This window comes from Prevotella sp. 885 (genome assembly GCF_002265625.1).
Classification (GTDB): domain Bacteria; phylum Bacteroidota; class Bacteroidia; order Bacteroidales; family Bacteroidaceae; genus Prevotella.
Window position 1 is genome coordinate 17,718 of the sequence record NZ_NOVE01000009.1, and the last position, 13,149, is coordinate 30,866.

The following is a 13,149-nucleotide window of genomic DNA, read 5'->3' on the forward strand; positions in this document are numbered from 1 at the left end:
TCAACAAGAAAATTATTAACTTTAATATACGAAATGAACAATAAGAATTTAATGAATCAAGCAGCAAACAACATACGCATGTTGGCTGTCTCAATGGTAGAGAAGGCAAAATCGGGACACCCGGGTGGAGCAATGGGTGGTGCCGACTTTATTAATGTTCTTTTCTCTGAGTTCTTGGTCTATGATCCTGACCAGCCATCTTGGGAAGGACGAGACAGATTCTTCCTTGACCCTGGACACATGTCGCCCATGCTTTATTCTGCGCTTGCCCTGCAAGGCAAGTTCAGCCTTGACGACCTGAAGACTTTCCGTCAATGGGACTCTATCTGCCCCGGACATCCGGAGCGTGACGTAGAGCATGGCATTGAGAATACGTCAGGACCGCTCGGACAAGGTCACACCTATGCTGTAGGAGCTGCCATTGCAGAGAAATTCTTACAGGCACGTTTGGGAGATACCATGATGCAGCACAAGCTATATGCTTATATATCTGACGGTGGCGTGCAGGAGGAAATCTCTCAGGGAGCAGCCCGCGTAGCCGGCGTACTCAAGCTCAACAACCTCATTATGTTCTACGACGCCAACGAGATTCAGCTCTCTACAGAGTGCGACGTCGTAATGAAGGAGGACACACGTAAGAAATACGAGTCATGGGGATGGAACGTCCTCGACATTGACGGCAACGATCCAGACCAGATTCGTCAGGCACTCATCGATGCCAATAAGGAGACAGAGCGCCCCACACTTATCATCGGCCATACCGTTATGGCTAAGGGAGCACGCAAGGCTGACGGATCAAGCTACGAGCATAGCGTCAAGACTCATGGTGCACCTTTAGGAGAAGGCGCTTATGAGAACACTATAAAGAACCTCGGAGGCAACGCCGAAGATCCTTTCCGCATCTTCGACGAGGTGAAGGAGCTTTACGCTAAGCGCAACGAAGAGCTTCGCACCATCGTAAAGAAGAGACACGAGGAAGAGAACGAGTGGCGCAAGAACAATCCTGAGAAGGCAGAGAAGATGGCACAATGGTTCTCTGGCAACGCTCCTAAGATTGACTGGAGCTCACTCGTACAGAAGAAGGATGCTGCCACACGTGCCGCTTCCTCAGCATGTCTTTCTCTTCTCGCTGAGCAGGTGGACAATATGGTATGTTCTTCTGCCGACCTCTGCAATTCGGACAAGACAGACGGCTTCCTCAAGAAGACACACAACCTCGCTGCTGACGACTTCAGCGGAGCATTCTTCCAGGCTGGCGTAAGCGAGCTCACCATGGCTTGTGTATGCATCGGTATGTATCTGCATGGCGGCGTAATCCCCGCATGCGGCACATTCTTCGTATTCTCAGACTATATGAAGCCAGCCATCCGTATGGCAGCCCTTATGAGAGTGCCAATCAAGTTTATCTGGACACATGACGCATTCCGCGTTGGCGAGGACGGCCCCACACACGAGCCTGTGGAGCAGGAAGCTCAGATTCGTCTCATGGAGAAGCTCAAGAACCATAAGGGTCAGGATTCGGTACGCGTATTCCGCCCTGCCGACTCTGACGAGGCAACAGTATGCTGGCAGATGGCTATGGAGAACATGGACACTCCGACAGCCCTCGTACTCTCACGTCAGAACATCAAGAGTCTCCCAGAGGACAACGACTACGAGATGGTACGCAAGGGAGCATACGTGCTCAACTGCTCTGATGCTGACTATGACGTCATTCTCTTAGCTTCTGGCTCAGAGGTTTCCACATTGGTGGCTGGTGCAGAGCTCCTCCGCAAGGACGGCGTAAAGGTGCGCATCGTAAGCGCTCCTTCAGAAGGTCTCTTCCGCTGCCAGAGCAAGGAATACCAGGAGTCTGTATTGCCGAAGGGCAAGAAGATCTTCGGTCTTACAGCCGGACTCCCCGTAACACTCCAGGGCCTCGTAGGTGCTGAGGGTATGGTTTACGGTCTCGAGTCGTTCGGATTCTCAGCTCCTTACAAGGTGCTGGACGAGAAGCTGGGCTTCACAGCAGAAAATGTTTACAATCAGGTAAAAGACTACATATCTAAATAATATTACTATGGAAATAAAAACAATTGGAATTGCATGCGACCATGCAGGTTACGCATTAAAGAAATTCGTGATCGAGTATCTTGAGAGTCACAATATGCCCTATAAGGACTATGGTACATACAGCGACGTCAGCTGTAACTATCCCGAGTTCGCTCACGCACTCGGAGAGGCCATCACCAATGGTGAGGTCTATCCCGGCATCGCCATCTGCGGTAGCGGCGAGGGCATGTCCATGACACTCAACAAGCACAAGGGTGTACGCGCTGCTCTGGTATGGACACCGGAGATCTCTCAGTTGGTTCGTCAGCACAACGACGCTAATGTTCTGGTTATGCCGGGACGCTTCATCGACAACAAGACAGCCGAGAAGATCATGGACGAGTTCTTCAGAACTCCGTTCGAGGGTGGCCGTCACGCCAAGAGAGTAGAGATGATTGACCTCTAATCATCCGAAACAGAATCTTACTAATGAGGGAGGGGCATAATAGACAAAAATATTCTGCCCCTCCTTTTTTCAATCTTACTAAAACTCATCATGAGAAAAACTTTCGTTATGTTGTCCTTGGCGCTCACTTTGTCAGCAGGCGCAAGGACAGCCACACATTTCATTCAGGAAGACCAGTATCGTGCTAAGGTCGAGACAGCGTTCGGAGAACGTGTCAAGACCGTGGGCAAGCAGTTTTTCGTCACTAAGGGCGAGAAGCTTACCGGCGACGAGCTGGAGGCTATGAAGTTCCTTTACGCCTATATGCCACTTGCTGACGTAACCGACTACCCCACCTCCTTTTATGCCAACAACGTAAAGCTGTCCTTCGAGGCACGCAACGAGATGGCATGGGGAAACAAGGTTCCTGACCTTCTCTTCCGCCATTTCGTACTTCCCATCCGTGTTAACAACGAAGCGCTCGACAATTCGCGCGAGGTGTTCTTCCACGAACTCAAGAACCGTGTCAAGGGTATGAGCATGTACGACGCCATCCTTGAGGTCAACCATTGGTGCCACGAGAAGGTGACATATCAGCCATCTGACGCACGCACATCCTCACCGCTCGCCACAGTACGTACTGCCACCGGCAGATGTGGAGAGCAGAGCACATTCACCGTGGCTGCGCTCCGCTCCATCGGCATCCCCGCACGTCAGGTCTACACCCCGCGTTGGGCACATACTGATGACAATCACGCTTGGGTGGAGGCATGGGCTGACGGCAAGTGGTATTTCCTCGGAGCCTGCGAGCCTGAGCCGGTTCTCAATCTCGGATGGTTTAATGCCCCGGCTTCACGTGCCATGCTTATGCACACAAGAGCCTTCGGCGACTATAACGGTCCGGAGGAAGTGATGCTCCGCACCACCAACTTCACCGAGATAAACCTTACATCAAACTACGCTCCTGTAGCACAGGTGAATATTGTGGTTAAGGACAAGGAAGGACGCGCCGTCGACAACGCTCGTGTGGAATACAAGATTTATAACTATGCCGAATTCTTCACAGCCGTAACAAAGTATACTGACAAGAATGGTCAGTCTTCGCTCTCAGCCGGCATAGGCGACATGCTCGTATGGGCATCGAAGGACGGCAAGTATGGCTATCAGAAGGCTTCTTTCGGCAAGGACAAGACGCTTACCGTCGTCCTCGACCATGACGCCGTCAGCGACAGCAAGGAGACGGTGGCTCGTAAGCAGACCATCGACATCGTTCCTCCAGCAGAGAACGCCAAGATGCCAGAGGTGACTGACGAGATGCGCAAGGAGAATCTCCGCCGCTTCGCTTATGAGGACTCGCTAAGAAAGGCTTACACCAGCACGTTCCTCACACTCGAACAGGCCAAGCAGATAAGCCAGAGAGGAGCCGAATACCTTGTTAAGGCACGCGGAAACAAGGCCACCATCATCGACTTCATCAACAGCCACAAGGACAACGAAGACCGTGTGATGGCAATCCTCGCCACACTCTCAGACAAAGACCTCAGAGACATTACGAAAGAAATTCTGGAAGACAACTTCACGGCTAAGACCGATCAGGTTTCGCCGCGCGTGGAGGACGAGATGATCACCATCCCCTTCAAGAACTACTTCGAGAAGAACATTGACGCCAAGCTGCAGAAGCAGTTCCGCGACGATCCTTACAAACTGGTATTGTGGATAAATAAGAACATCCGTCTCAACCCTGACAAAAAGGCGCTCCAGATAGCACAGACTCCTGTCGGAACAATGAAGGCTAAGATGACTGACAATCGCTCTCGCGACATCTTCTTCGTGGACGTGGCAAGAAGCCTTGGCATCGAAGCTCAGAAGGACGCCGTGACAGGCAAGGTGCAGTATAAGAAGGACGGCAAGTGGACAGATGTCAACTTTGAGAGCGCCGGACAGAAGAACGCCGCTACCGGCAAGCTGGTGCTCAAGTATACTCCGACTGCCACTCTTGACGACCCGAAGTATTACAATCACTTCACCATCAGCCGTATCGTAAACGGCAGTCTGCAGCTCATGAACTTTGAGGAAGGTCAGGCAGATATGGGCAACGGCACCACATGGAGCAATGCCTTCAAGGACGGTCATAACTTCGACTGCGGCACGTACATGCTTACCACGGGCACACGTCTTGCCAACGGCAGCGTGCTGGCTGAGACCACCGTCTTCAACATCAAGGAAGGCGAGACCACCACTATCGACCTCGACATCAGACAGTCGTCAAGTGAGATAAGCGTATTGGGATCGTTCGACAGCGAGACCATCATCACAAAGGACGGAAAGGACGTAAGCATCCTCTCACAGACAGGTCGCGGCTATTACGTTGTGGCAGTCCTTGGTGTAGGTCAGGAGCCCACCAACCACGCTCTCCACGACATCGAGAAGATGAAGAAGGCATTCGAGGACTGGGGACGTCCGGTGGTATTGCTCTTCGAGAGCGAGGCAGACGCACATAAGTTCAATAAGGACGAATTCGCCAACCTCCCCTCTACCGTCATTTACGGTATCGACAAGGACGCTACAGTCCGAAACCGCATCGCCACAGCCATGAAGCTTCAGAGCAAGACACAGATGCCGATGTTCATCATCGCCGACACCTTCAACCGCGTAGTCTTCGTTTCACAGGGCTACACCATCGGTCTCGGTGAACAGATGTCCAACGTCTTCAACAAGCTGTAAGATACAGACATTTTCATATAAAAACATGCCTTATGGTTAATTATTAATTTGTTAATTATTAATTATTTCCAGGAATTAAAAATTAACCATAGGGCATGTTTTAAGATTTCCTATCCCTTCTTATAATTCTCACCCACTTTCCTCCTACATTCTCCTATATTTTCATGCATAATAAAGTGCAGGAGGGAAATAATACCACACGGAGCTTAAAAAAAGCAGAAAACAGGGGATTAGATTGATTTTAAAAACGTATCTTTGCAGATAGTACATAACAATCCGAAACATGAAAATCAGCGTCATCATACCCGTTTACCGCGTGGAGCACACTCTCCGCAGATGTGTGGACAGCATCCTCAGGCAGGACTTTACTGACTGGGAGATGATTCTTGTGGACGACGGAAGTGACGACGCTTCGCCACAGATATGTGACGAATATGCTGCCAAGGACCCGCGCATCCGAACCGTTCACCAGCCCAACCGAGGACTGGGAGCAGCACGCAACACGGGCATGGATGTAGCACATGGAGAGCTGATTATGTTTGCCGACTCGGACGACTACGTGGGAGAAGGAACGCTCGGAGCACTTGCCGCATATATGGACCGTAACGAAGACGTGGACATGGCGGAGTTTCCGTTCGAAAAGATCCGCGCTGGCGGGCAGTCAGAGCTCAGAACTTTCACGCCGCGCACCTACACGGACCCTATCGTCTACTTCTTCAAGGAGGAGGCTTATACTCACTCCTATGCATGGAACAAGATTTACCGCCGCACGACGCTTGGCAACGTGAGATTTGTGGAGAGAAAGAAATTTGAAGACATGCTGACGCTGCCACGCTTCCTAAAGGCATGCCGTAAGATAGGCATGACAAGCGTCGGACGTTACGTATATGTGGACAATCCCGATGGCATCACGGCAAAGGCTGGCAAGGAACTGGCGCACCTGCTGGAAGCTCATTCGGCGATGATGGATATCATAGGATGGGAATGTCCGCAGGGCATTCGGGAAAAGCTCTTCGCCAGATATTACGCACACGTGCTGAATATCCAGATTGACGTTTATCGTCTTGTGGGACGCAAGATGCTCCTGGTAAGACGAAAGAGATATTTCGGAACTCCAAAGCTTGCCATGGTGGCGATATTGGGAGTGGAAAGAACATGTAGAATAATGAAAACAATCTATAAGACATGCAAAAACAACCGTTAGTAAGTTTCATCATACCCGCTTTCAACGTGGACGCTGACATGCTCAGGGAATGCCTGGAGAGCATCATGGCGCTGTCGTTGAGTAGGGAGGAACGCGAGATAATACTAATAGACGACGGCTCGGACGTACCTGCCATCTGCAGCCTTACAGACGTAGCTGACGAGATTGTGTATCTCAGACAACCTAACAAGGGACTCTCCGAAGCGAGGAACATCGGTATAAAATTGGCTACAGGACGATTTGTCCAGTTTGTAGACGCAGACGACCACCTTATCAGGGCGCCGTACGAGCATTGTCTCGACATTGCCAGATATCACAACCCGGACCTTGTGCTCTTCGAGAGCACCTCGAAGGAGGAGAAGCAGCCTAAGACGCCTTTCGCCTACGACGGTCCGAAGACGGGAAGCAGCTATATGAGGCAGAACAACATGAGGGCTGCGGCATGGGGCTACCTCTTCGAGAGACAGATATTGGGCAGACTGAGGTTTACGCCCGGACTTTATCATGAGGACGAGGAGTTTACGCCGCAACTGATGCTACGCTCCGAACGCCTCTACACCACAGACGCCAAAGCATACTATTACCGTATGCGAAGCGGATCAATTGTCAACAACGACAACCCCGAGCATACGCGACACCTGCTGGCTGACACGGAGCGCATCCTGGAACACCTTCAGTCGCTCGTAGTGCCGGAGCATGACCGCCCTGCCCTCAACCGCCGCATAGCGCAGCTCACAATGGACTATCTATATAACGTCATACGCAGGACACGCGACCGCAAGACACTGGAAGAGACTATGGAGAGGCTGACGCAGAAGGGACTCTATCCCCTGCCCGACCGCAACTATACGAAGAAATACGTGTATTTCAGGAAGATGATGTCGCATTCGGTAACGCGCCGACTGTTATTCCTCTTAATAATAAAACGATGAAGATATTACTTATCGGCGAATACAGCAACGTGCATTGGACTCTAGCTGAGGGACTGAGACGTCTCGGACATAAGGTGACGGTGGTGTCCAACGGCGACTTCTGGAAAGACTACCGACGCGACATCTCGCTCGTCAGACGACACGGAAGGACGGGAGGACTCAGATTCTTGGGACGCCTGGCGCTTACCCTGCCGAAGCTGCGCGGATATGACATCGTACAGATCATAAATCCTATGTTCGTGGAGCTGAAGGCGGAACGCATTTTCCCCATCTACGACTTCCTAAGACGACATAACCGGAAGATGGTGCTCGGAGGATTCGGCATGGACTATTACTGGGTGAACACCTGCTGCGAAGACAAGCCTTTGCTCTACAGCGACTTCAATATCGGGTCCGAGCTACGCACCAATGCCGACGCTCTCAAGGAGAAGGCTGACTGGCTGGGGACAGCGAAGGAAAGACTCAACAAATACATAGCCGCTGACTGCGACCACATCATTACGGGGCTATACGAATATCAGGTGTGCTATGAACGACACTTCCCAAAGAAGACGTCATTCATTCCTTTCCCCATCGTCTGCAAGCCGAACGTCATGGAGCAAGCGCAGCACGAAGCAGACAATCACGAAGAGCAACAACGCCCCACACGCATCTTCATAGGCATCAACCGCACACGCTCAGAATATAAGGGTACGGACATCATGCTGAAGGCTGCGGAGGACGTGCAGAGGAAGCATCCGGAGAGAATGAAGCTCGTAGTGGCTGAGTCGGTGCCGTTCAGCGAATACTGCAAGATGATGGACGGTTCGGACGCCATCATGGACCAGCTCTACAGCTATACGCCTGCCATGAACGCCCTGGAAGCGATGAGCAAGGGCATCATCTGCATAGGAGGCGGAGAAGAAGCTAACTACGACATCCTCGGCGAACAGACCCTGCGACCCATAATAAACGTGAGACCCACATACGAGAGCGTCTACAGCGAGACAGAACGCCTCATAATGCATCCCGAACGCATAGCTCAGCTGAAGAAGGAGAGCCTGGAATACATTGCCAAGCATCACGACTACGTGAAGGTGGCACGGAGGTATGAGGAGATTTATATGCGCATCCTTAACGAATAGGAAAACAAACAATAAAAACGAGAAATACAGAAAACCATAAATATGAACATCAAGTATGATATGTTTCTGCTGCTTGCCCTTATGGGGACTGCCTCTGCAGGAGCGCAGAACAAGAAGGCTGCCAAGCCCAAGGCAAAGACCACAGCCGTGAAGCCTGCCATGTCGGCTCATGCGAAGGCTCTCTTTGACGAGATGCTGCCCAATACGCAGAAGATATTCGTCATAGACAGCATGGTGGTGAGCAAGGACAACATTCTGGAAGCCATCCCCCTGCCAGCGACATACGGAAGAATGGAGAAGACAGCCGACTTCTTCAACAATCCGGCGAAGGAGGGATATGCCTTTGTCAACGGATTCGGCAACAAATGCTACTACACGGAGATGGGCACGGACAGCATCTCACGCCTTTACATGCAGGAGAAGGTGGGCAATGAGTGGGGCGAACCCATTCCCGTTAAAGAGATAAACGAGCGCTTCACGGACATCAGCTTCCCGTTCATGTCGTCAGACGGCCTTACGCTCTACTTCTCAGCCAAATCAGAGGAGGAAGGTCTGGGCAAGCGTGACATATACATGACGAAGTATGACGCGGAGGAAGGCAAGTTCCTGCAAGCGGAGAATATCGGCTTGCCATTCAATTCAATGGACGACGACGTGATATACGTAGAAGCGGATGCGGACAAGATGGCATGGTTCGGCACGTCACGCCGACAGTCTGAAGGCAAGATCTGCGTTTACGCCTTCGTGCCGTCGCAGCAACGCCAGAACTATCAGAAGGACGAGATGACGGACGCACGTCTGAAAAGCCTCGCATCGCTGATAAGAATACGCGACACATGGACTACGCCCGAGATAAGAGACCAGGAGGTCAACCGTCTGGCTGCCATGAAGGAAAAGGCTAAGAGCAGCAAGGGTGCCACGGAGAATGCCGACTTCATCGTGAACGACAACCTCACTTACCATAGTGCACAGGACTTCCGCTCCGACGAGACCCGCAGGACTTACTACGACGTCATACGCCTCAGAAATGACATAAAGAGCAAGGAAAACTCGCTCGAGGCATTGCGTGACAAATACCATTACGCCTCGGCTTCTGAGCGTAACAAGCTGGCAAGGCAGATAATGTCGCTCGAGGAAAAGACCGAACAGACCCTACGCGACCTCAAGACGCTATCTGACAATCTGAGACGTGCCGAGATGCAGCTCATCAGACGATAGGAATTCCGGCAAAAGACAGACATAACCTAAAAACTAATGATATTATGGAGAAAAAGTATTTCGCAGAATCTGAACTGATAATAAATAAGGACGGCAGCGTGTTCCACCTTCATGTACGTCCGGAACAGCTGGCTGACAAGGTGATTCTCGTGGGCGACCCAGGTCGTGTGGCTCTGGTGGCTTCTCACTTCGAGGAGAAAGAAATGGAGGTGGAGAGCCGCGAATTCCGTACTGTCACAGGAACATACAAGGGCAAGCGCATCACGGTTATCTCAACGGGCATCGGTTGCGACAACATTGACATCGTCATGAACGAGGTGGACGCTCTCGCCAACATCGACTTCCAGACCCGCACGGAGAAGCAGCAGCTGCGCAGCCTCGAGATTGTACGTATCGGAACGTGTGGCGGACTGCAGCTCAACACTCCCGAAGGCACCTTCATCTGCTCGGAATACTCTGTAGGCTTCGACGGTCTGCTCAACTTCTATGAGGGCAGAAACGCCGTCTGCGACCTTAAGATGGAACGCGCCCTTATCGGTCACCTCGGATGGACCGGCAATATGTGCCAGCCTTATCCCTACGTCATCAAGGCTGACGAGAATCTGGTGGAGCGCATCGCCCAGAACGATATGGTAAGAGGCATAACCGTAGCCTGTGGTGGCTTCTTCGGACCGCAAGGCAGGCAGCTGCGCGTGCCTCTCGTAGATCCGCATCAGAACGAGAAGATAGAGAGTTTCGAGTATGAGGGTATGCACATTACCAACTTCGAAATGGAGAGTTCGGCTCTTGCTGGTCTGGCAAAGCTGATGGGACATCGTGCCACCACAACGTGCATGGTCATAGCCAACCGCAGAGCAGGCAAGGCCAATACGGGATATAAGAACATCATAGACGAACTCATCACTCTCGTGTTGGACAGAATCTAATAAAAAAAGGCTTTAAGTCTTGAAGTTACAGATCAATCTTTGTAACACATGACTTAAAGCCTTTTATATTTTCAGGAACCTATTGTTTTATTTGTTTACTCCCAACTTAATAGAGAGCTTCTCAAGCATATCGCGTGTCATTGAGTCGAGGTCGTACTTCGGATTCCAATCCCACTCCTCGCGAGCGCAATGGTCGTCCATGCAGTCAGGCCAGCTCTCTGCGATACCCTGCTTCAGAGGATCCACGTCATAAACCATCTCGAAGTCGGGCTTGTAGCGCTTGATGGCCTCGAATACGGTCTCAGGACCGAAGCTGAGAGAAGCGATGTTGAATGAGTTGCGGTGGATAAGGCGTGTAGGATCAGCCTCCATCAGCTGGATGGCAGCATTCAGAGTGTCCGGCATGTAGATCATATCCATGAGAGTGCCTTCCTTGATCGGGCAGACAAACTTCTCGCCACGAACAGCTGAATAGTAGATGTCAACAGCATAGTCGGTTGTGCCGCCACCCGGAGGTGTAACGTAAGAGATAACGCCCGGGAATCTTACCGAACGAGTGTCCACACCGTACTTGTTGAAGTAATAGTCGCTGATGAGCTCTGTTGTCACCTTAGAGATGCCGTATATTGTACGCGGACGCTGGATGGTGTCCTGCGGAGTCTTCCACTTCGGAGTGTCAAGACCGAACGAACCGATGGAGCTGGGAGTGAAGACAGCACATCCGTGCTCACGAGCCACTTCCAGGATGTTCCAAAGACCGTCAATGCCGATACGCCATGCCAGACGCGGCTTCGACTCAGCTACTACTGAGAGCAGGGCTGCAAGGTTATATATGGTGTCGATGTTGTACTGCTTCACAACATCAGCTATCATCTGAGGATTCGTTACGTCGCACTCTGCCTTAGGACCGCTTTCTGCCAGCTCGCCCTTGGGCTCAGCACCCTTAATGTAACCTGCCACTACATGGTTGCCACCATAGATTTCGCGCAGCTTCTTTGTCAGTTCCGAACCGATCTGACCGGTTGAACCAATGACCAAGATATTTTTCATACTAATAGTTTAAATTGTTATAAAGGATTTTCGTTAACTATAAGTTTTACGTTTTCTAAGATTTACGTTTGCGAGTGCAAAATAACTACTTTTTTCTATACTTACCAAATTTCCATCTTCATTTTTTTTCGATTTTATCGTCCTGACATCAAAAAGAAAGCTGCTGATACGTAATCTACATGGCATTTAACATATTTAACGCTGAAAAGTGATTGCGTATGAAAAATTATGTGTTAATTTGCAAAATAAATTCAACATAACTTATAAATCTTAATAACATGTACGGAAAAGTAAAAGAACATCTCGCTACCGCATTGGAGAACCTTAAGGCGGCAGGTTTGTACAAGGAAGAACGCATCATCGAAAGCCCGCAGCAGGCTGCCATCCAGGTAAATGGTAAGGAAGTGCTCAACTTCTGCGCCAACAACTACCTCGGCCTCTCTAACAACCCACGCCTCATCGAGGGTGCAAAGAAGATGATGGACAGACGCGGCTTCGGTATGTCGTCAGTACGCTTCATCTGCGGCACTCAGGACATCCACAAGGAGCTGGAGGCTGCCATCACAGAATACTTCCAGACAGAAGACACCATCCTGTATGCTGCCTGCTTCGACGCCAACGGAGGTCTCTTCGGCTCGTTCCTTACCGACCAGGACGCCATCATCTCTGACGCCCTCAACCACGCTTCCATCATCGACGGCGTACGCCTCTGCAAGGCTAAGCGTTATCGTTACGCCAACGCCAACATGGAAGAGCTGGAGAAATGCCTTCAGGAGGCTCAGGAGCAGCGCTTCCGCATCATCTGCACAGACGGCGTATTCTCAATGGACGGCAATGTGGCTCCTATCGACAAGATCTGCGACCTCGCTGAGAAGTATGACGCTCTCGTAATGGTGGATGAGTCGCACTCTGCAGGCGTTGTAGGCGCAACAGGCCACGGCGTTAGCGAGCTCTGCAATACATACGGCCGCGTGGACATCTATACCGGCACACTCGGCAAGGCATTCGGCGGCGCACTCGGAGGATTCACAACAGGACGTAAGGAAATCATCGACATGCTCCGTCAGAGCAGCCGTCCTTACCTCTTCTCTAACTCACTCGCTCCTTCCATCATCGGCGCAAGCCTCGAAGTATTCAAGATGCTCAAGGAGGACAACTCAATACATGACCGTCTCGTGGAAAACGTAAACTACTTCCGCGACAAGATGATGGCTGCCGGCTTCGACATCAAGCCCACACAGAGCGCCATCTGCGCCGTTATGCTTTATGACGCTCCTCTCTCACAGCGTTACGCCAACCGACTCCTCGAGGAGGGCATCTACGTTACAGGCTTCTACTATCCTGTTGTACCGAAGGGCGAGGCTCGTATCCGCGTACAGCTCTCAGCAGGTCACACACGCGAGCAGCTCGACAAGGCCATCGCAGCATTCATCAAGATCGGTAAGGAGCTTGGCGTTCTGAAGTAAGCCACTCCCCTATCACATAAACTCCCCTA

General features: G+C 51.2%; 10 protein-coding genes. 9 read left to right on the forward strand and 1 reads right to left on the reverse strand.

Annotated features, from left to right (window positions below; genetic code table 11):
• Nucleotides 1-33: 33 nt before the first annotated feature.
• From CHL74_RS04785 to CHL74_RS04820, 8 genes are all read left to right on the forward strand, one after another.
• Nucleotides 34-2,052 (forward strand): transketolase family protein, encoded by a 2,019-nt coding sequence (locus CHL74_RS04785; protein WP_094880029.1) that lies wholly within the window; start codon nucleotides 34-36, stop codon nucleotides 2,050-2,052.
• A gap of 7 nt (nucleotides 2,053-2,059) precedes the next feature.
• Nucleotides 2,060-2,497 carry a ribose 5-phosphate isomerase B gene (rpiB, locus tag CHL74_RS04790; RefSeq protein WP_094880030.1) on the forward strand — a complete coding sequence of 146 codons (438 nt, stop codon included), beginning with the start codon at nucleotides 2,060-2,062 and terminating at the stop codon, nucleotides 2,495-2,497.
• A gap of 90 nt (nucleotides 2,498-2,587) precedes the next feature.
• Entirely contained in the window at nucleotides 2,588-5,200 is a 2,613-nt protein-coding gene (locus tag CHL74_RS04795) for a transglutaminase-like domain-containing protein (RefSeq protein WP_094880031.1), read from the forward strand.
• 283 nt (nucleotides 5,201-5,483) lie between these two features.
• Nucleotides 5,484-6,404, forward strand: coding sequence for a glycosyltransferase family 2 protein (locus tag CHL74_RS04800; protein ID WP_094880032.1), 921 nt, complete (start codon nucleotides 5,484-5,486; stop codon nucleotides 6,402-6,404).
• A complete protein-coding gene (locus CHL74_RS04805) occupies nucleotides 6,386-7,336 on the forward strand; it encodes a glycosyltransferase (RefSeq protein WP_094880033.1) in 951 nt (316 codons plus the stop codon). The genes CHL74_RS04800 and CHL74_RS04805 overlap by 19 nt, the downstream gene beginning before the upstream one ends.
• Entirely contained in the window at nucleotides 7,333-8,460 is a 1,128-nt protein-coding gene (locus CHL74_RS04810; protein ID WP_094880034.1) for a glycosyltransferase, read from the forward strand. The genes CHL74_RS04805 and CHL74_RS04810 overlap by 4 nt, the downstream gene beginning before the upstream one ends.
• 42 nt (nucleotides 8,461-8,502) lie before the next feature.
• Nucleotides 8,503-9,678 (forward strand): hypothetical protein, encoded by a 1,176-nt coding sequence (locus CHL74_RS04815; protein WP_094880035.1) that lies wholly within the window; start codon nucleotides 8,503-8,505, stop codon nucleotides 9,676-9,678.
• A gap of 44 nt (nucleotides 9,679-9,722) precedes the next feature.
• Nucleotides 9,723-10,604, forward strand: coding sequence for a nucleoside phosphorylase (locus CHL74_RS04820; RefSeq protein WP_094880036.1), 882 nt, complete (start codon nucleotides 9,723-9,725; stop codon nucleotides 10,602-10,604).
• An 87-nt stretch (nucleotides 10,605-10,691) separates the two neighbouring features.
• Here CHL74_RS04820 and CHL74_RS04825 read toward each other — a convergent pair whose 3' ends face one another.
• Entirely contained in the window at nucleotides 10,692-11,654 is a 963-nt protein-coding gene (locus CHL74_RS04825) for an NAD-dependent epimerase/dehydratase family protein (protein ID WP_094880037.1), read from the reverse strand.
• A gap of 278 nt (nucleotides 11,655-11,932) precedes the next feature.
• Here CHL74_RS04825 and kbl point away from each other — a divergent pair, with 278 nt between their 5' ends.
• Complete coding sequence (gene kbl, locus CHL74_RS04830) at nucleotides 11,933-13,120, forward strand: glycine C-acetyltransferase (RefSeq protein WP_094880038.1); 1,188 nt, start codon at nucleotides 11,933-11,935, stop codon at nucleotides 13,118-13,120.
• Nucleotides 13,121-13,149: the final 29 nt, after the last annotated feature.